We start from the raw sequence: 21,274 nt of genomic DNA, 5'->3' as shown, positions 1-21,274 counted from the left end.
AGGTGGTGTCTTGATTTTGAATATGATATAGAGGTAGAGACAAGGCATTGCCTTGTCTTTTTATTTTGGTTATAATTGTGTATAAAAGAAAAAGACAAGGTGGTGTCTTGATTTTGAATATGATATAGAGGTAGAGACAAGGCACTACCTTATCTTTTTATTTTGGTTACAATTGTGCACAAAAGACAAGGCAGTGCAAAAGACAAGGCAGTGCCTTGTCTCTACAATTCTACAATTCAAAAAATAATATTTCTTTTAAACCAAACCCTCTACAATCCGAATTACTTTCATAAGCCCTTCGGCATCAACTTTTGAGAAATCGTTTAATTGGTCAGAATCTACATCAAGAATTAAAAAAACTTCTCCATTTTTGTCAAAAGCAGGTAATACTATTTCAGATTTTGAAGCTGACGAACAAGCAATATGCCCTGGAAAAGCCTCGACGTCTGGCACAATTACTACTTCTTTGGTCATGTAACAATGTCCGCAAACACCTTTATTGAAGTTAATTCTGGTACAGGCAATTGGTCCTTGAAAAGGGCCTAAAACTAATTGATTTTCCTTTTTTAAATAAAACCCGACCCAAAAGAACCCAAAAGCCTCTTTCAGTGCGGCGGATATATTGGCAAGATTAGCCGTCAAATCGCTTTCACCGTCGGTCAAAGCTTTGATTTGAGGAACTAAACTATCATAAATTTCTTGTCTGCTGGTTGTTGATGGAATAAATAAACTTTCTGCCATTATTTATTTAGTGAGTTGGTGAATTGTGATTTAGTGGTTTTGTCTGAACATCAAACATCGACTTTCAAATCTCTAAACCGTTGCTGTTTGAAAATATCGCTTCATCCAAGAATTGGCGGCTGAAATTTGCCAAGCATTTTTGAACTCGCCAATATTGGGAACCAAATTATTGAAAATCAGCGTATCGGGAGTTAATATTTCTTCTGCTACTAAAGACTTGATTTTCAACATTTCAACTGTCTGAATTTGGTCATTATTAACAAAAGCAATTGAACGGTCGAAGAAGTCAATGTTCATTTCTACCCCTAAATCTTTGAGCCAACGAGTGGAGGCATCAATTGAACATCCAGAAGCCTGATTGTGCATTTCATCAACCGCTACAATAACAAAACGGTTATGTAAAACCTGTACCGAACCTACTAAAGCCGCTCCATGAGCCGCCCATTGATTGACTTGGTTTTCAAGGTTTTGTTGAATATAATTTACCTCAACTTCGGTCAAATTTTTATTAGCTTGATATACCCAAACACGAGCATAATCGGGCATTTTATCGAAAGGAATTAACATATTTCTTGATTTTAATTGGTTTAGATTTAACGCCAAAAAGACGCTGATAGTTCGATTTTTATTTAGTGATTTCGTTCATTTAGTGATTTAGTGAATTGTGAATTAGTGATTATCGGACGTTAATAATCACTAATTCACTCAATCACTAATTCACAATTACCTACTCCTCCCAGTCAAAGCTACGGGCTACGGCTTTTTTCCAGTAATGATATAATTTATTGCGTTTTTCGGCTTCCATATTGGGCTTCCATGTGTGAGCGATGCCCCAATTTTGTTTTAAATCTTCTAAATCTTTCCAATATCCAACTGCCAAACCTGCGGCGTAGGCAGCACCTAAAGCGGTGGTTTCAATCATGGCAGGACAAACGACTGGTACTTCCACCATGTCTGATTGAAACTGCATTAATGTCTCATTAACCACCATTCCACCATCAACTCGCAAGGATGAAATTTCAATTTCTGAATCCTTTTCCATCGCTTCCAAAACCTCTAAAGTTTGGAAAGCAGTTGCTTCTAAAGCGGCTCTGGCAATGTGTGCTTTGTTGACGTAGCGAGTTAAACCTACAATAACACCACGAGCATCGGCTTTCCAATACGGAGCGTATAAACCCGAAAAAGCAGGGACAAAATAACATCCGCCGTTATCTTCTACGGAATTGGCTAAAGTCTCAATATCCGAACTCTTTTCGATGAGTCCCAAATTGTCCCGAAGCCATTGAACCAAAGCTCCCGTAATGGCAACCGAACCTTCCAATGCATAGTTAACAGGCTCATTACCAAATTGATAAGCAACGGTTGTGAGCAAGCCAAAATTGGAAGGCGTAATCTTTGTTCCTGTATTCATCAACATAAAACAACCCGTTCCGTAAGTATTTTTGGCTTCGCCAGGGGCAAAACAGGTTTGACCAACCAAAGCCGCTTGTTGGTCGCCCAAGTCGCCCGCAACGGGTACGCCTGCGAGTACACCACGAGCCATTCCGTAAATTTCGCTACTTGATTTTATTTCGGGCAACATCGTTTTTGGAATGTTGAGCGTTGAGAGAATTTCATCGTCCCAAGCAAGCGTTTTTAAATCCATTAATTGGGTACGGCTGGCGTTGGTTACGTCCGTAATGTGGATTCCACCTTCAATTCCCCCCGTCAAATGCCAAATGATAAATGTGTCCATATTTCCGAAAATGGCATCACCTTTTTCTGCATCGGCACGTAAACCTTCTACATTTTCTAAAAGCCAAACGATTTTTAGACCGCTAAAATAAGTTGCTAAAGGTAAACCCGTTGAAGCCCTAAAACGGTCTGCTCCGCCATTTTTGGCTAATTCTGCTACCATATTTCCGACACGAGTATCTTGCCAAACGAGTGCATTGTAATATGGTTTTCCTGTATGACGATTCCAAACTACGGTAGTTTCTCTTTGATTGGTAATGCCCACAGCGGCAATATCACTGACCGAAAGATTGGCTTTTCCCATTGCCAAACCGATAACTTCTTGGGTATTTTGCCAAATTTCGTCGGTATCGTGTTCTACCCAACCTGCCTGTGGATAAATTTGAGCGTGTTCCTTTTGTCCGACTGAAATTTGATTTCCTTGTTTGTCAAAAATAATAAAACGAGTGCTGGTTGTGCCTTGGTCAATTGAGCCGATGTACATGAATCTTAGTTTTTGATTGATAGATTCGTAAAGATATAAAATATCATTAAGGCAAGATAATTTATGAAGATAAGTTGTTGCAAAATGAGGCTAAACTTAGGAATTATACGATTTTTGTTCAGTTTTAAACTGAATACATTTTAGGTACAAGTGACGCTACGCTTAACACTTGCACCAGTTGAGAGAGTTGTTGATTGGAATGATATTGTGTATGTAAATAGGTGGAAATCATGAACTTTTTTATGATTTTTTACGTCTTCAGTTTTTCATAATATCATTCCTAATAAACATTTTAACTATTAAACATCCCTTTTCATGAACATTGTTAAACAAATTCCTGCTTATCTTTTGGCGGTAGCCTTTTTAGTTTTTGGACTAAACTTTTTCTTACATTTTTTCCCGATACCATCTCCAGAAAACCCCGATAGCGATTCTGCAAAATATATGGCTTTGATGATGAATTCTGGTTATATGAAATTTGTAAAAGTATTGGAAGTAGTTGGTGCGGTACTTTTATTTATTCCTCGTACACGTGCAATTGGTTTGTGCATTATTGTACCTATTGTCGTTAATATTTTTGCTTTTCATACTTTTATCGACGGAAAAGCGACTGATGCTATTGTTTGGATTGTGTTATCAGTTTTAGCGATTTATTTCGATAAAGATAAATTTTCGAGTATGTTATCTTAAGTTTAAGTTAATATAAAAGTCCCTTGTAGTGGTTTATGCCAAAACAAGGGACTTTTATGTTAAATATATTCTCAAAAATTATCAGTTAAGTACCAATAATTTACGGAACGATAAAGGGTTTGTCACAAGACAAACGATAACCCACTGATTGAACGTATTATACTGATTCTTGCTGATTATTCTTTATTTTATCTGACTGATAATAAGCACTTTGAGTGTTTTAGGATTGCTGTTTGCTTAAGAACCTATTTTTCAAGATTTCAGAAAATAAGTAGATTGTGAAAACGTCATCCTTTTTCTTTAATGGTCAGGAGACTCTTTTAAAATTCAAAATTTCCTGCATATTTTATGAAAAAAAATACGATTTATTTCTTATCTCTCGTAATGATTTTTTGTCTTTCCTTTAAAGATAAAAATGAAAACTTGTCGTTTGAGTATGTTTCTGTACAAGCTCCCTTCAAGATGTCTAAAATTAAAATTCCTAATTTTAGTAAATGCCCAAAATTTGTAATTACTGAATTTGGAGCATTGGCAGATAATAAACAAAAAAATGCCCAAGCTATTGACCAAGCTATCACCAAAGCAAATCAAATAGGTGGTGGCACAGTTGTGATACCCGCAGGAGAGTGGAAAGTCAGTAAAATTCATTTTAAAAGCAATGTAAATTTACATTTAGAAAAAGGGGCAATCTTGAGTTTTTCAGAAACGCCTTCCGACTATTTGCCTGCTGTACATACTACTTGGGAGGGAATGGAATGTTACAATTATTCACCTTTAATATATGCTTATCAATGCAAGAATATTGCGATAACGGGACAAGGAGAAATTAAGGCTGAAATGGAAACTTGGAAAAAGTGGTTTACACGCCCAAAACCACACATGGAAAGTTTGAAAAGGCTCTATAATTTGTCTGCAAAAAATGTTCCTGTGATTGAACGTCAAATGGTTAATGATACCGCAAATCTACGTCCACATTTTATTCAGTTCAATCGTTCAGAAAATATTTTGTTAGAAGGTGTTTCTATAACGAATAGCCCTTTTTGGACGATTCATCCGTATTTATGTAAAAACGTTGTGATTAGAAACATTAAAGTATATGCACATGGACATAACAATGACGGAGTTGACCCTGAAATGACTCAAAACCTCCTGATTGAAAATTGTATTTTCGACCAAGGAGATGATGCCATTGCTATAAAATCTGGAAGGAATCAGGAAGGTTGGAGAATAAAAGTACCATCAAAAAATATTGTGATTCGTAACTGTACCGTTAAAAATGGACATCAATTGGTGGCTTTAGGGAGCGAATTGTCGGGTGGAATTGAAAATGTGTATATGAATAATTGTCATGTGGTAGATGGAGCTAAATTGAACCATTTAGTATTTATCAAAACCAATGAACGTATGGGTGGTTTCGTGAAAAATATTCATATCAATAATATAACATCAGGGAAAATTGACCTTGGAATACTGGGAATTGAAACAGATGTTTTATATCAATGGAGAAATTTAGTACCAACCTATGAACGTCGATTAACACCCATTCAAGGAATATATTTAAAGAATTTGAAAGCTACAAAAGTCAAATTTATTTCAAGAATATTGGGACAAAAAGAATTAGTGGTTAATAATATTTCACTTAAAAATGTTGTTGCAGATTCGGTATTTGAGAAAAAGCATATTCATGAAAACGTAGTAAATTTTAAGGAGATAAAGTAGTTTCTGAACATTATCTTCACACACTTCAGCAGTGAAAGTTCCAGCTCACCCAGATTTTTAATTGGTCTTGTCCGAAATCTTAAATGTCATTTTGGAAGAAATATTTTACTGATACTTTATTGGGTTATCACTTATAATAACTTGAAAGATTTGATGCTTTTTTTACTGCAGTCGTCGTTCAAAACGACGACTGCCATTGAGACTCAGATACGCAAAATAAGTGCGTCAAAGACGCTTAACCAGACGACCCTGATTGCAAATCAGGGTCAGCGAGGTAATTGTCAAGTTTTGTAAAGTCTAAGTTTACGATTATTTTATTTAAGTCCATGTTTGTTTTCATTTCCGATAGCATCAATCCAATTTCTTCATTTACTTTTAAAGTAAGTATGGGTTCTTCTTCGTCAATGTCGAAAATTAGTTTTCTTCTTGATAAGATATTTATTTCTTGTTCTAATCTTTTATTGGGAATGTTTATTTTTCTAATGGCTTCATCATAATAAATGCTGAAAGTGTCATCTTGAAACTCTCCCTCGTCAATTATGAAATAATAGATTTCCCTTGTTATTCTGGTTACAGAAGCAAGCTCATCAAAATAAGTATTTATTTTATTCAACGTAAGACTTGAAAAATCAGAATTGTCTAAAATCTTTCTTGCATTTATCGCTTTTGTTTCGGGTCTTATTTCTCGATAAGTTAAAAGAGAAGTTGGATAAGTTCCGTCAGTTCTTGGTATTTCTAATTCGATTATGACATTTTGAATTTCATTCTTGATAAACTCATAGATTTTGTGAATTTGTTTAAAATCTAAAGTTATCATATCACGGAGAAGGTCTTTAGTGTCAACAATATTGAAATCAATAAAATTCTCAGGTTCAGATTTTTCTGATTTAGTATATTGAAATTTGGTTATTAAATCTGATTTTATTGCAGTATACGACTTTTGCTTTTCTCCAATAATTAATATTTTGATTTGCCTAAATTTTTCTCCTTGCTTTTCTGTTATTTTCCCTAAGGTGTCATTTATTTTGGAACTGTCAGCCTGAGATGTTACTTGATAAGCTACAGCATTTATCTCATCTCCAATGTCAAGTCCTGGTTCGTTACTACGGGTTACATTCAAGTTTACGAGATTGTATGAATAAATTTGATTCAGGAGTTTAGCAAAGAAATCTTCACTGACTTTATTCAGGTCTGTAAAACCTAATGAACATCTGAATGTTATTTGATTATTAAGGTTGCTTAAATTGTCAATTATTTCGCCTATTAGTATACCTCTTGTCATATGGTTTGAATATTCTCATTTAAATTAATACTAAGTATTTGGAATAAATAAATTGATATTGTGTAGGGGCGTATCGCATACGCCCACATCTCGACTTTTTGGGCGTATGCGATACGCCCCTACGTCATGATGACAATATTTAATATTATTAATTAATTTGTTATTCTTACTTATAATCATTAAACGATAGAACTCCCCCAAATAATGCTTAAACTGAATAAATCACTTCTTTTAGCTTCTAATTCGCCTCGCCGACAACAATTATTGCGTGATGCAGGCTTTGAATTTACCGTAAAAGTTAAAGACACTAATGAAGATTTCCCTAAAACTATGCCAGTCGATGAAGTACCCGCTTTCTTGGCTCGTAAAAAAGCAGAAGCTTTTCGGGAAGAGCTTGGAAATCAGATAATTTTAACGGCTGATACCATTGTTGTTATTGATAAAGACATCCTAAATAAGCCAAAAGATGCGTCAGAAGCAAGGGAGATGTTGAGAAAATTATCGGGAAGACAGCATCAAGTCATCACAGGCGTTTGCGTAATGACTGAGGAAAGTACCGAAAGTTTCATTGACGTTGCGGAGGTTTTTTTCCGTGAATTAAGCGATTGGGAAATTGATTATTATATCGAAAATTGCCGTCCTTTCGATAAAGCGGGTTCTTACGGCGTTCAAGATTTTATCGGAATGGTGGGTATTCCACGCATGGAAGGTTCGTATTTTACCGTGATGGGCTTGCCTGTTCATAAAGTATATCAGGCTTTGAGTAAATATTTTGTTTAGTTTTTTGTCATAAAGGCATAAAGATGCTAAGTTTTTCGTGGCTCTTTATCATATTTTTGCCACAAATAATGCGTGTAATTTTCCTTATCTTCGTTTTCCATTAACCAAATTTTTATAAACAAGATGAAGAAAATTATATTTTTATTCGCCACTTTGTGGACGAGTTGGCTACCCATTTTTGGGCAAGTCGTTACGACTGACCCTGTTTTCCCGACTGCTGACCAAGAAATTACGTTGATTTTTGACCTTACACTTGCCAAAGATGCCCGTGCAAAAGGTCTTCTTGGCAAAAAAGATGATGTCTATTTATGGTCGGGAGCAGGCTCAACCACTACGGGCGATGCTTTTCAATTTCAGCCTACTGGACAAAGTAACTTTGCTATTCCTTACGAAAAAGGGAAAATGACAGCACTCGGGAATGATAAATGGAGTATAAAATTAAAACCACGAGATTATTACGGCGTTCCTGCCAATGTACCCATTAAAAGACTTGGCGTTTTATTGAAAAGTGGAGATGGAAAATCTCAAACGGAAGATTTATTTGTGACTTTATACGACAATAAACTGAGTATTGCGGTTATTACACCCAATGAAAAAACCTTTTATGTAGAAGCAGGAAGCTCAATTTCAGTATTGGCAGTTGCTTCTCAAAAGGCAGATATAGAACTGACAGTCAATAATATTTCTGTTAGTAAGATAACCAATAAGGATTCTTTACGATATAATTTTACGGTTAGTTCAGTAGCAGGAGCGACCCAAAATGTTAAAATTACTGCTACAACGACCACTGAAACAGCCACTAATGATTTTACAGTAAACGTGAAGCCTACCCCAACCATTGCAGCCTTGCCGACGGGCGTTCAGGACGGTATCAATTATATTTCGGATACAAAAGTTACTTTGGTACTTTTTGCTCCGAAAAAAGACTTTGTTTATGCCATCGGAGATTTTAGTGATTGGCTTCCCGACGCTAAGTTTTTAATGAAACGGACTCCCGACGGAAATCGTTATTGGGTTGATATTGATGGACTTATGAAAGCTCAAGAATATGCGTTTCAATACTTAATCAATGGAACATTAGCCGTTGGTGACCCTTATTGTGAGAAAATTCTTGACCCCGATAATGACAGTAAAATTTCGTCAACTACTTATCCAAATCTCAAGGTTTTGCCTGCAACGGTAAAATCTATTGCCTCGGTTTTTCAGACGGGGCAAACGCTTTATTCTTGGAAGATTACCAATTTCAAACGTCCTGCTCAGCGTAATTTAGTCGTTTATGAATTACATATTCGTGATTTTGATAAAGATGGTTCGTATAAAAATGCCATTGACCGTATTTCTTATTTCAAAAATTTAGGGGTGAATTGTATTGAATTGATGCCCATTTCGGAATTTTCAAATAATGACTCTTGGGGATACAATCCAACCTATTTCTTAGCTCCCGATAAGGCTTACGGAACAAAAGATGATTTGAAGAAATTTATAGACGTTTGTCACGAAAATGGTATTGCGGTAGTTTTAGACGTAGTTTATAATCAAGCTGACTATGAATTTCCTTATGTGAAAATGTATTGGGACGGTGCAAAACCTTCAACTGACTCACCTTTCTTTAATCAACAAGCAACGCATCCATTTAGTGTTTTTTTTGACTTCAACCATGAAAGTCAAGCTACCAAAGACTATGTAAATCGTGCTAATGAATTTTGGCTAAAAGAATATAAAATTGACGGTTACCGTTTTGACTTAGCCAAAGGTTTTACACAGAGACAAAGCACTAACGATAATTTTTTCAGACTTTATGACCAAGGTCGGGTTAATATTTGGAAGGAATATTATGACAAAATAAGAAGCTATGATAAAGATGCTTACGTAATTTTGGAATTATTTTCGGAAGACCAAGAAGAACAGACCCTCACAGACATGGGCATGATGGTTTGGGCAAATCAAAATGACGATGCCAAAAATGCCGTAAAAGGATATGCTTCTGATTTTAGCCGTTATTCTTATAAGGCAAGAGGTTTCAAAAGTCCAGCGGCGGTTGGTTATATGGAAAGTCACGATGAAGAAAGAATGGTCTATGACGGACTAAAAAATGGGAGAGAAGCATTTTCATTGCCAACTGTATTGGAGCGTGTAAAAGCTTCCGCTGCGACCTTCTTAACGATTCCAGGCCCTAAAATGATTTGGCAATTTGGAGAATTAGGCTATGATGTGTCGATTGACCAAAATGGTAGAACAGGACGAAAGCCTATTCGTTGGGAATACTTCCAAGATGCAGACCGTTTGAAATTATACAAAGTGTTTGCTGAATTAATAAAAATCAAGACTAATTTGGAAGTTGCCAAAACAACAGATTTTCAGTTGGACGTAGCAGGTATGGTAAAAAAAGTGAGTTTAAATGGTTCAAATAATAACTTCATTTCCATCGCCAATTTAGATGTTAAGGATAATTTAGTTGCTAATATTTTTCCGAAAACAGGTAAATGGTATGATTTCTTTACAGGAACAATTACTGAAATAACCGATGTAAACACTCGTTTCAACTTGAAAGCAGGCGAATTTCATATTTATACTTCAACACCCTTGCCAAAACCAGAAGCTAATTTAGTGCCTTGGAAAGCATTAGATGCAACAATTTTAGCGACTGAGAATGAAATGGCAGAAGGGATGAAATTATATCCAAATCCGAGTAATGATTTCATTTACATCGAAATCCCCGAATTATCGAAAGGGACTTTTGCTTTAAAAATAAATGATTTAGCAGGAAAAGCTTTGCTTGAAAACGAAGTTAAGGGAGGACAAAAAACATATTCTTTGGATGTTCAAAAATTACCAAAAGGAACATATTTTATCAATGCTGAACAAGGAGAAAAACGATTTGTGAAGAAATTTGTGAAGTTGTAAAACGATTCTCCAGAATCGTTTGGGCAAAAAAAAAAGGCAAATTCACCGCTACAACCTGCCTACCCTTGCTTCGATCAAGACCTGGGGGATTCGGAGGGAGCTGGTAATTTGCCGTCACAAAGATGGTGGATTTTATTGAGGTTACAAAACCCACTTGAAAAAAAATACGCATCATGATGCTGAAATTATCATTAAGCTTTTTATTATCAGTAGTTTATAGACAATAATTTATTTTAAATATTTTTTAATTTTTAATCAAATACAATCAAAATGTTTGTTCTTTTTTATAGAAATACCTTAAAAGTTGTGGATAGTGTTATTGGTTTGGGACATCCCATAAAAATCATTGACAGTATGAAAAACACAAAAAATGGCTTAAAATCTATTTTACTGCCTACTATTTACTGTTTACTTTTTACTGCTTGTACGGGTTCATCTGACGCATTTTTAGAGAAAGCAAAAGAACAATTGCAAAAAGGAAAAGCCAAAGAAGCCGTAGAATATTTGAATCAAGCTATCGACAAAGACCCCGAAAATGCGAAGGCATTTAATATGCGTGGTGCTGCAAATTTTGAGTTGAAAGATTATAACAGTGCTTTGTTAGACTATGAACAAGCCATCAAACTTGAGCCAAAAGACTATAAGCCATACTTTAACCGTGCATCGGTGAAAATGGAAAAATCTGATTGGGAAGGGGCATTGATGGATTGTGGTAAAGCCGCTGAAATTCAGCCAGATACTGCCGAGATTTATATCAAGAGAGGAATTGTTTATGCGGCTTTAATCAAAGTTCCAGAAGCATTAAATGATTTTGAAAAAGCCATCAAATTGAACCCAAAAGAAACAAATGCTTTATATAACAGAGGTAATATTTATTTCCAAATGGGCAATTTTGAGAATGCCACTAATGACTTTGTGAGTGCCGTAAAAATTGACCCACAATTTGCCAAAGCATATTACGCATTAGGAATTGTTCAGCAAAAGATGAACAAAAGTGATGAAGCTTGTATGAGTTTAAAAACTGCAAATCGTTTAGGTTATCCTGATGCAAAAGCAGCAATGGATAGTTTTTGTAAGTGATTTTATTATATTTACGCATCGTTTTAAAAAAAATCAAATGAAATATATCGCCCTATTTTTTACCCTTATTTTTTTACTTTTTGCAGGTTGGCAGTACAACGACCCTGACCCAATTCTTTGGATTCCAATTTATTTAATTGCCGCCTATGCTACTTTTAGAACGTATCAAGGAAAGGCTAATCCAGAGATGTTGTTAGTTTTAATTGTGCTTTCTTTTGCAGGAGGTATGAATTCATGGAACATGATGACTTCATGGGAAGGTTTTTTCTCAGAAGGTGGAGGGTTGTCTATGAAAACCATAAATCAAGAACTTGCTCGTGAAGCCTGTGGACTATGGATTGGAACAATTGCTTTTATGATTTGTTGGGAGATAGATAAATTTGCGAAAAGTAAAAATTAATACTGAGTATAATAATTGTAGCCTTTTTATAAATAGTTATAGGTTTATAGAAAGGCTTTTTTATGCCTAAAATTGTGTCCTTATTCTGAAATTTCCTTACATACCATGATAACTAATGATGGTGAATTTGTAATTTAGATTTTAAATAGGTTTATAAAATATTTATTCAACCAAATCAATTATTCAATCTCAATCCAATTTTTATAATGAAAATACCTTTTGTAAAAAGCATAATGTTAATGCTTACCCTGTCACTAATGTCAAGCATGACGTATGCTCAACAATTCAAAGTTTTACTATTTACCAAAACAGATGGCTTTCATCATGAGTCTATTCATGAAGGTGTAACGGCAATAAAGCAATTAGCAAATCGTCATAGTTTTAGTGTAGATTGGCAAGAAAATGCTACTGTTTTCAGTGATAAAGGCTTAGAAAAATATCAAGCCGTTATCTTTTTGAACACAACAGGTAATATTTTAAATGAAGAACAACAAGCTGCTTTTGAGAAGTTTATTAAATCTGGGAAAGGATATGTAGGAATTCACTCGGCATCTGATACAGAATATGATTGGGCATGGTACGGAAAATTGGTAGGGATGTATTTTAAAATTCACCCAAGTCAACAAACGGCATATCTAAAAGTAGAAGACAGTAATTTCCCAGGAATGGAGCGTTTTCCAAAGAAATTCCTTTGGACAGACGAATGGTATGAATTTAAAACGCCTGCTAATGCCAATGACTTAAAGGTTTTAGTGTCAGTAGATGAAAAAACATACAATCCTGCTACTAAATGGGGAGATAATGAAGGAAAAGGAATGGGTAATCATCCAATTTCATGGTATCATAATTACGATGGTGGACGTGCCTTTTATACAGCACTTGGACATATTCCATTGACCTATTCAGACCAAACTTTCTTAGACCATATTTACGGAGGTATTTATTGGGCAGCTACTGGGAAGGGTTTGTAGGATTAGAACAATCATTAAATGACAAAAGGCAACGAATTTCGTTGCCTTTTGTCATTTATATTGCCAATAAAGTATTCGCAGAAATACCTAAGCCTCGATGGATTTTTCTCATCATATCAAGTGTAAGAGGTCTTTTTCGATTTAAAACTTCTGAAACTCTACTGGCACTTCCAAAATATTGTGCTAAATCTTTTTTCTTTAATCCCTCTTCTTCCATTCTTATTTTAATGGCTTCTATTGGGTCTGGTGCTTCAATTAGGAAATGCTTAGTTTCGTAACTTTCTACCAAAATAGATACCAATTCTAATACTTCTTCTTCAGGGCTATCTTCCTGACAATCAATTAAACTATCAATAATTGTCAAATATTCTTTATATTCTTCTTTACCTTTTATAGGTTTTAGAGAAGATTTAATTTCTAATAATGTTTTCATATTTTGATGAATTAAATATCTTTAATATTTTCTATTTTATCATACTCTTTGTGTGTGCCAATAAATCTGATAAAAACGATTTGTAGTTTATATCTGAACAGAGCAATGAGCCTATATTTATTGTGACAAATGTTGAAAACGATTCTATTATTCCCAACTGTATCTGTTTTCGGGTTGTCTTCAATTACTTCATTAGGCGTTTCATAATCGGCATTTTTCATTTTATCATACCAATATTTTAATTCCTGTTCTGAGTCTGGATAAGTTTCCCAAAAATCTCTCAAAGTTCCTTTTGTAATTACTCTCATTAATTAATAGTGAAATCTATTTTATAATTACCAATTTGGTAAGTAGTATACAATATTGGTAATTATATTTATTTAATACAAGTTTTAATTATGATATTATTAGATATAACGACAAAGGGCAACGAATTTCGTTGCCCTTTGTCGTTTATAAACCTAACCTCCTAATCATAATTCAAAACAGGAGCTAACCATTTCTCCGTCAATTCCATGCTCATACCTTTTCGGGCTGCATAGTCAACTACTTGGTCTTTAGCAATCTTTCCGATTGGGAAATACTTACTTTCTGGATTTGAAAAATACCAGCCACTCACTGAACTCGCTGGGTACATTGCAAAGCTTTCTGTCAATTGAATTCCTAATTTTTCTTCTGCTTGTAATAATTCAAAAAGTGCTTTCTTTTCGGTATGGTCTGGACACGCTGGATAACCTGGTGCTGGACGAATTCCTTGGTATTTTTCAGAAATTAAATCTTCGGGAGTTGCATTTTCATCTGTTGCATATCCCCAGAATTCTTTACGAGTACGCTCGTGCATCAATTCAGCAAAGGCTTCTGCCAAACGGTCGGCAAGGGCTTTGACCATAATTGAATTGTAATCATCATGGTCACGGTCGTATTTTTCAATGAGTGCTTCAATGCCAATTCCTGCGGTAACGGCAAATGCTCCAATATAATCTTCTTTACCTGTTGTTTCGGGAGCGATAAAATCAGACAAACAATAATTGGCTACATTGGCTGCTTTTTGTCCTTGTTGGCGTAAATGATGCAGAGTAAGCTTATTTACGTTTTTATCTTTCAACACATTATAGCTTATATGCTTATGAACACCATGTTTTTCGCAAGGAACTTCTTTGATGATTTCCTCGAAATTGTGAAGAGTAATATCATCACCAATGGCATTTGCAGGATAAAATCCAACCACCGCACGAGCCGTAAGTAGTTTATTATCAATGATTTCCTTTAATAATACATTGGCATCATCAAACAACTTCTTAGCTTCTGCTCCAACTACTTCATTGTCAAAAATCTTTGGATATTTACCCGATAATTGCCAAGTTGAGAAGAATGGAGTCCAGTCGATATATTTGGCAATCTCCGCCAAATCATAATCCATAAAGTATTTATTCCCTAAGAATTGTGGCTTGGTTGATTGGAAATTAGCCCAATCAATTTTTGGAGCGTTTTCACGAGCCTTTTCAATTGGAGCATAATTTTTATCTTTCTGGCGACTTGCGTGGTCTATGCGTAATTGAGCGTAAGAAGATTTAATTTCATCAAAAATTTCCTCTTTTGTTTGTTCACTTTGCATCAAACGACCAGCCACTGGTACACTTTTCGACGCATCCAATACGTGAATAACGGGGCCAGAATAATGTGGGTCAATTTTTACTGCCGTGTGAATACGTGAAGTGGTTGCTCCACCGATTAGTAATGGTACAGTAAAACCTTGACGTTCCATTTCTTTTGCCACACCAACCATTTCATCTAACGAAGGCGTAATCAAACCCGAAAGTCCTATGATATCAACTTTATGTTCACGGGCGGCGGCAAGAATTTTTTCGGTTTGAACCATTACGCCCAAATCAATAATTTCATAATTATTACAGCCCAAAACAACACCAACGATGTTTTTACCAATATCATGAACGTCGCCTTTTACCGTTGCCAAAAGGATTTTACCACCTCCTGTTGCACTTTGAGCTTCGCCTGCATCTAAAGAACGAGTTTTTTCTTCCTCAATAAATGGCAATAAATAAGCTACGGCTTTTTTCATTACCCTTGCCGATTTTACTACTTGTGGCAAGAACATTTTACCTGCTCCAAATAAATCACCAACTACGTTCATTCCGTCCATTAAAGGCCCTTCAATTACGTGTAGAGGTTTATCATATTGCTGGCGAGCTTCTTCTACGTCGGCATCAATAAATTCAGTCAATCCTTTAATTAAGGCGTGTTCTAAGCGTTTTCCGACTGGCTGATTTCTCCAAGCATTATCAACAACTATTTCTTTTCCTTTCGATTTTACGGTTTCGGCAAATGTTACCAAACGCTCTGTTGAATCTTCTCTGCGGTTCAATAAAACGTCTTCGCAAAGTTCTAACATATCCTTTGGAATGTCGTCATAAACGCCTAATTGAGCTGCATTCACAATACCCATATCCATACCTGCTTTGATGGCGTGGTACAAAAATACGGTGTGCATTGCCTCTCGAACTGGTTCATTTCCACGGAAAGAGAAAGAAATATTGGAAACCCCACCCGACACTTTGGCATAAGGTAGATTTTCTTTTATCCAACGGGTAGCATTGATAAAATCAACGGCATAGTTGTTATGTTCTTCAATACCTGTGGCAACAGTTAGGATATTTGGGTCAAAAATGATGTCTTGCGGAGGAAAATACACTTTGTCTACCAAAATATCATACGCTCTTTTACAGATTTCGATACGTCTTTCATAAGAATCCGCCTGACCGTCTTCGTCGAACGCCATGACTACGGTACTTGCTCCGTAACGTTTTACTTTTTCTGCCGATTCAATGAATTTTTGTTCACCTTCTTTTAATGAAATTGAGTTTACAATTGACTTTCCTTGTACACATTTCAAGCCAGCTTCAATCACTTCCCATTTTGAAGAATCGACCATGATTGGCAATTTGGCAATGTCTGGTTCAGCCATCAACAAATTCAAAAATGTCTTCATGGCTTCTACACCATCAATCATTCCTTCGTCCAAGTTTACGTCAATGACCATTGCACCGCCATCTACTTGTTCACGAGCTACGGCAATGGCTTCTTCGTATTTATTTTCACGAATCAAACGAGCAAATTTCTTTGAACCTGTTACATTACAACGTTCTCCGATGTTTACGTAATTGGTTTCTTTGGTAATATTTAGAGGCTCAAGTCCTGATAATTTCTGAATTGGCTCTAATGTTGGAATAACTCTCGGTGGATATTTTGCGGCAACTTTGGCAATTTCTGCAATGTGAGCAGGCGTAGTTCCACAACAACCTCCGATAATATTCATGAAGCCATGTTGTAAGAAATCTTCTACGATAACGCCCATTTCAGAAGGCGTTTGGTCGTATTCTCCCATTTCGTTTGGCAAACCTGCATTGGGGTGAGCCGATACTAAAAAGGGGGATTCTTTGGCTAAAATTTGTACATAAGGACGCATTAAATCTGCTCCTAAAGCACAGTTTAAGCCAACAGATAATAAATCTAAATGAGAAACAGATGTCAAAAATGCCTCTGTCGTTTGTCCAGAAAGGGTACGTCCCGAAGCATCCGTAATCGTTCCAGAAACCATAATTGGGATATTGGTTACTGGGGAATTGGGGACGGGCGGCGTTCCGCTTGGGAATTTAGTTTGCTTTGGAATAGACGTACTTTGAAGCGGTCTAATTGTTCCTTCTGCTCTATCTTTTTGGTATAAATCAATAGCAAAAAGTGCCGCTTTGGCATTTAAGGTATCAAAAATGGTTTCAACCAATAATAAATCAGCACCACCATCCATCAAACCTTGAATTTGTTCGTAATAAGCATCAACTAATTCATCAAAGGTAACGGCTCTGAAACCTGGGTCGTTTACGTCTGGAGATAATGATAAAGTTCTATTGGTTGGTCCTATTGAACCTGCAACATAACGTGGTTTTTGCGGAACGCCGCCCGCAGTATTTTTAGCGGTAAATTCATCGGCTACTTCACGGGCAATTTTTGCAGATTCGTAGTTCAATTCATACACATATTCTTCCATGTGGTAATCTGCCATAGCTATGGAAGTGCCTGAAAATGTGTTAGTTTCAGCAATATCTGCACCTGCTTCAAAGTATTTAGCATGAATTTCCTTGATAACATCAGGGCGAGTTATCGAAAGCATATCGTTATTACCTTTTACCTCGTGCGGGAAATCCTTGAATTTCTCGCCACGATAATCGGCATCAGATAATTTATATTCTTGAATTAACGAACCCATTGCTCCGTCAAGTACAAGAATTCGATTTTTTAAAACTTCTTTTATATTTGGTCTATTCATCTTCTTTAAAGGCTCAAGCCGACAAAGGCACGGAGGCACAAAGGCTTGAAATAATGGTAATGTATTTTATAAATTACTATCTCTTTGAGAGTTTAATAAAGGGTTTTCTCTATCAAAATATTCGTAGGATAATTATACTGTCTTAGTAAAGTACAAAAATAATCAAAAATTAGTTGTCTATCTCGTCCACAATCAATTTACAATTGATTTAACTTTACAAAATTATCCATTTAAGATAAATAATTTACTTTGTTTTGAAAAAATAGATATATTTACCTTACTAAATGAAAATATCAGATATTATTAACTAAATATTTGCGATTTTTTTCAACGAAACGATAAATTATCTTCTAAAATATGGCAATTAAAATTGACCCAACCGACAAAGAAATTCTTAGACATTTACAACAAGATGCTTTGCTGACGACAAAAGAATTGGCTTCACGCCTAAATTTATCACCCACGCCTGTGTATGAGCGTGTCCGTAGGTTAGAGAAAGATGGGGTTATCAAAAAATATGTGGCTTTGGTTGATAGAGAAAAAGTGCTGAAAGATTTAATGGTTTTTTGTAGTATTCGTCTAAAAGAACACGCTCAAGAAGCAGGAGCGAGGTTTGTGCAAGAAATTGTACGATTGGATGAAGTGCAAGAGTGCTATAATATTTCGGGAGATTATGATTTTATGCTCAAAATTATTGTTCATGATATGAGAGAATATCAGGCTTTTTTGATGAATAAATTGGCTTCTTTAGAAAATATTGGTAGTACACATTCAATTTTTGTAATGTCAGAAATTAAGCATGAGACTGCTTTGGTGGGGATATAAAAAACGTCGGTGATAATTCTCACCGACGTTTTTTATATTTTAATCAATAATAATCTCTATTTATTTGTAATAATTGACGTATTATTATTGGGGCAATTGCCTGTTGCTGCATTAAAATTTGCTCCTCGTTCTGTATTAAATCCAGGGGTTAAATCTACTTTTCCACCTGCTTTAAAATCTATTTCAGCAGTATTTTTTAATAGACTTGTTCCTTCAACGGTTTGGGTAGCACGGTAAGTTGCTTTTCTGTTTTCTAATATTTCATTATTTACCGTGAGATTTGTTGGTTCAACAAATACCGTAATTGGACTTGAAAGTGCTGTTTGGCAACCTGTTGCAGTTTCTAAACAATATGATTGAATGGTATTTGTTGTAGTGTTGTTAAATGTTTTATAAATCACTACACCAGTTTCTCCAGTAGTCCATTTGGTTAGTTTCGTTCCGCAGTTTGTGGCTGCTAATACCAAATTTGTATTATTACAAACTGAGATGGGTGGGGTAATTGGATGAGCACCACCAATCGTTATTGATTGCGTATTAAATTGTTCATTTAGTGTACTAATACTATTTCCTAAATTAATATCGAATGCGTAGTTGAGTGGAATGGTTCCTGTGGTAATTGAAAAATTGGCAGCTAATCTTGGGCTTGGGCAGGAGTTTGGACATAAACCTTCTGCATAATAAGTATAGTTGCCCACTAAAGTATCTGTTGGGGTAAGAATATTTCCTCTACCCAACAAACTTCCACCTGTGGGAGCAGACCACCAAGATATGGTTTCTTTTATATCTGTAAATGTTAATGAAAATCCTGATACACATAATGGGTCAGCTCCAGCTAAATCCGTTGGTACTAAAGTCCATGTACCTTCCGAAAGTTCGTTGGCAAGTGTGGATAAGGGTGTGCTTGGACTAAATGTTCCACTACTTTGAGTTGCTCCAACAGGAATTATTAATCCACTATCCTCAAAAACAGTTGTAACCACGCCAGGGTCTAAACATCCTTGATATGTACCACCATTGACAAGTACAATTTCTCGTCCTGATGGACTTCTCAAACTAAATTGCGTTTCACTATTATAAGAACAACCCGATGCTGGCGTAGCACAATCGTAAGCTCCGCCTCCATCTTGCTTTCTCCAAGTGATACTCACTTTTAATCCACCAGTATTGGCACTAATTCCTGAAACATAAACAGAGGGGTTAGCTCCACTACTGTTACCTCCATCATATCCTACTGAGCCTCCTCCATAAGTGAATGTTGTTGGCGTATTTCTTAGACCACAATTGTTTGGAACTGCTTTAACTCCTTTACCCTGAGGAATTCGCTTGCCTAAACAAGTAGTTGTATCACTTGTACTTACCAGTGCTGGAGATGGGGTGTCATAGAATTGAAAATTAACGGTATTTGATGAACTTTGACAGGTACTTCGTGTCGCTTTTACGTAATATATTCCACTACTGTTTACGGTAAGAAATGTGTCAGTTGCTGTTTGAGCAATATCATTTTTGTACCAAGTATAGGTTACATTGGCAATTCTTCTTACTGAAAGAGTGTAAGAAGAACCATTACAAAGGGTTACATTACCGCTTACATTTAATGGAATATCTCCTGGATTATCAGGACACGCCATTTGAATTGCTCGTTGTGCATTGATGCGTCCTGCCCCTAATTGTCCTGAATAATTTGGATTTAATCCATCAATATTATCTGCTGATGCTTTTATGAGTGCTTCTACTTGAGCTGGCGTATAGCTTGGTACTTTAGACCAAATGTATGCTGCTAAACTTGATACTAAAGGAGTTGCCATTGAAGTTCCACTATAAGTAGCATAACCACCAAAAGGTACTGAACTATAAATTTCAGAACCAGGTGCTGCAATATCAACCCATGTTCCGAAAGAAGTAAAAGAACTTGCAATATCACCTCTTGTGGTACTGGCAACTGATAATACATTGTCGTAAGCAGCAGGATAATTTCTTCCATTTGAGGCACTATTACCAGCCGCAGCTACTAATAAAATACCTCGGTTGTAGGCATCATTGATGAGATTTTGAGCTGTTACGGATGCACCTCCGCCTCCCCATGACATACTGATGATTTTAGCTCCATTGTTGGCAGCCCAAGCCAAACCTTCGTAAGCATGCGTAATTGAGCCACCGCCAGAATTTGTAGATTTTACGGGTAAAATCTGAACGCCATTATATGCCAATGAAGCAATGCCGATACCATTGTTTGTAACCGCACCTGCAATTCCAGCAACGTGCGTACCATGACTATAATCAGTGCTTGGTGGGCTTGGGTCGTTATCGTTATCGGCAACGTCCCAACCTTGAATACAGTTTGCCGCTAAATCGGGGTGATTTATCTGTACGGCATCATCCACTACGGCTAATTTAATTTTTTGAGATGAGTTTCCTTGAAAAATATCCCATGCCAAATCAGCTTTAACAGTGTTTAAATGCCATTGGCTTGTAGAAAAACTGGGGTCATTGGGTGTATGAATCGCAGTCATCAAAGGCACTGGTTCTGCATATTCTACGCTTGCATCTTTAACAACGTCAGCCAAGAAATCCTTTATAAGAGCTGGGTTTTGTAAAGAAATACGATAAACGGTATTGAGGGTAGTATTTTTAGAATAATAGAAAGAGTGTAACGCTTTTGAAACGGGGTATTTGTTTGACATTTTAGCTAAAAATGGTAACTCAGCAGCAATATTTACCGAAAGTGTAGGGACGACTTGAGTACCAATAGTGCCTGTTTTAGCTTGTGTAGCTTTTACCTTTAGATATACTTCACCATCAATATATAATTTACTGATAGTCTGAGCTTTAATTTGAGTATTTCCCCAATAAAACATCATGAAAAGTAAACACAAACAGCTACATTTT

16 protein-coding genes are annotated in these 21,274 nt (G+C 36.0%); 8 read left to right on the top strand and 8 right to left on the bottom strand.

Annotated elements, in window-relative coordinates:
• Positions 1–255: 255 nt before the first annotated feature.
• From VB796_RS04170 to glpK, 3 genes are all read right to left on the bottom strand, one after another.
• On the bottom strand, positions 256–741 hold the full coding sequence (locus VB796_RS04170; protein WP_323345254.1) for a GAF domain-containing protein: 486 nt from the start codon (positions 739–741) through the stop codon (positions 256–258).
• A 72-nt stretch (positions 742–813) separates the two neighbouring features.
• Positions 814–1,308 carry a hypothetical protein gene (locus tag VB796_RS04165; RefSeq protein WP_323345253.1) on the bottom strand — a complete coding sequence of 165 codons (495 nt, stop codon included), beginning with the start codon at positions 1,306–1,308 and terminating at the stop codon, positions 814–816.
• Positions 1,309–1,468: 160 nt separating this feature from the next.
• Positions 1,469–2,959, bottom strand: coding sequence for a glycerol kinase GlpK (gene glpK / locus VB796_RS04160; protein ID WP_323345252.1), 1,491 nt, complete (start codon positions 2,957–2,959; stop codon positions 1,469–1,471).
• Between the two features lie 315 nt (positions 2,960–3,274).
• On the opposite strand from glpK, the gene VB796_RS04155 reads away from it, so the two are divergent.
• On the top strand, positions 3,275–3,649 hold the full coding sequence (locus VB796_RS04155; protein WP_323345251.1) for a hypothetical protein: 375 nt from the start codon (positions 3,275–3,277) through the stop codon (positions 3,647–3,649).
• Between the two features lie 348 nt (positions 3,650–3,997).
• A complete protein-coding gene (locus VB796_RS04150) occupies positions 3,998–5,368 on the top strand; it encodes a glycoside hydrolase family 28 protein (protein WP_323345250.1) in 1,371 nt (456 codons plus the stop codon).
• 235 nt (positions 5,369–5,603) lie between these two features.
• Here VB796_RS04150 and VB796_RS04145 read toward each other — a convergent pair whose 3' ends face one another.
• A complete protein-coding gene (locus VB796_RS04145) occupies positions 5,604–6,650 on the bottom strand; it encodes an SMEK domain-containing protein (RefSeq protein WP_323345249.1) in 1,047 nt (348 codons plus the stop codon).
• Positions 6,651–6,854: 204 nt separating this feature from the next.
• Between VB796_RS04145 and VB796_RS04140 the strand changes: the two genes are divergently transcribed.
• The 5 genes from VB796_RS04140 to VB796_RS04120 all read left to right on the top strand — a co-directional run bounded on the left by VB796_RS04140 (position 6,855) and on the right by VB796_RS04120 (position 12,785).
• Complete coding sequence (locus VB796_RS04140; protein ID WP_323345248.1) at positions 6,855–7,430, top strand: Maf family protein; 576 nt, start codon at positions 6,855–6,857, stop codon at positions 7,428–7,430.
• A 123-nt stretch (positions 7,431–7,553) separates the two neighbouring features.
• A complete protein-coding gene (locus VB796_RS04135; protein ID WP_323345247.1) occupies positions 7,554–10,334 on the top strand; it encodes an alpha-amylase family glycosyl hydrolase in 2,781 nt (926 codons plus the stop codon).
• A 270-nt stretch (positions 10,335–10,604) separates the two neighbouring features.
• Positions 10,605–11,414: a tetratricopeptide repeat protein gene (locus VB796_RS04130; RefSeq protein WP_323345246.1), complete on the top strand. Its 810-nt coding sequence runs from the start codon at positions 10,605–10,607 to the stop codon at positions 11,412–11,414.
• Between the two features lie 37 nt (positions 11,415–11,451).
• A complete protein-coding gene (locus VB796_RS04125) occupies positions 11,452–11,814 on the top strand; it encodes a transmembrane 220 family protein (RefSeq protein WP_323345245.1) in 363 nt (120 codons plus the stop codon).
• A 239-nt stretch (positions 11,815–12,053) separates the two neighbouring features.
• Positions 12,054–12,785: a ThuA domain-containing protein gene (locus VB796_RS04120; RefSeq protein ID WP_323345244.1), complete on the top strand. Its 732-nt coding sequence runs from the start codon at positions 12,054–12,056 to the stop codon at positions 12,783–12,785.
• Positions 12,786–12,840: 55 nt separating this feature from the next.
• Here the strand turns inward: VB796_RS04120 and VB796_RS04115 are convergent, their stop codons facing one another.
• The 3 genes from VB796_RS04115 to metH all read right to left on the bottom strand — a co-directional run bounded on the left by VB796_RS04115 (position 12,841) and on the right by metH (position 17,560).
• Positions 12,841–13,218, bottom strand: coding sequence for a helix-turn-helix domain-containing protein (locus tag VB796_RS04115; protein WP_323345243.1), 378 nt, complete (start codon positions 13,216–13,218; stop codon positions 12,841–12,843).
• Between the two features lie 11 nt (positions 13,219–13,229).
• Positions 13,230–13,526: a type II toxin-antitoxin system HigB family toxin gene (locus tag VB796_RS04110; RefSeq protein ID WP_323345242.1), complete on the bottom strand. Its 297-nt coding sequence runs from the start codon at positions 13,524–13,526 to the stop codon at positions 13,230–13,232.
• Positions 13,527–13,687: 161 nt separating this feature from the next.
• A complete protein-coding gene (gene metH, locus VB796_RS04105; protein WP_323345241.1) occupies positions 13,688–17,560 on the bottom strand; it encodes a methionine synthase in 3,873 nt (1,290 codons plus the stop codon).
• A gap of 357 nt (positions 17,561–17,917) precedes the next feature.
• On the opposite strand from metH, the gene VB796_RS04100 reads away from it, so the two are divergent.
• The gene (locus tag VB796_RS04100) at positions 17,918–18,385 is read left to right on the top strand and encodes an Lrp/AsnC family transcriptional regulator (protein ID WP_323345240.1); all 468 of its coding nucleotides are present in this window, start codon (positions 17,918–17,920) and stop codon (positions 18,383–18,385) included.
• Between the two features lie 56 nt (positions 18,386–18,441).
• On the opposite strand, the gene VB796_RS04095 is transcribed toward VB796_RS04100, so the two are convergent.
• Entirely contained in the window at positions 18,442–21,261 is a 2,820-nt protein-coding gene (locus VB796_RS04095; protein WP_323345239.1) for a S8 family serine peptidase, read from the bottom strand.
• Positions 21,262–21,274: the final 13 nt, after the last annotated feature.

This window comes from Arcicella sp. LKC2W (assembly GCF_034931005.1).
In the GTDB taxonomy this organism is placed as follows: domain Bacteria; phylum Bacteroidota; class Bacteroidia; order Cytophagales; family Spirosomataceae; genus Arcicella.
The sequence above is the reverse complement of the archived record's forward strand: the minus strand, read 5'-3'. Positions and strand labels throughout refer to the sequence as shown.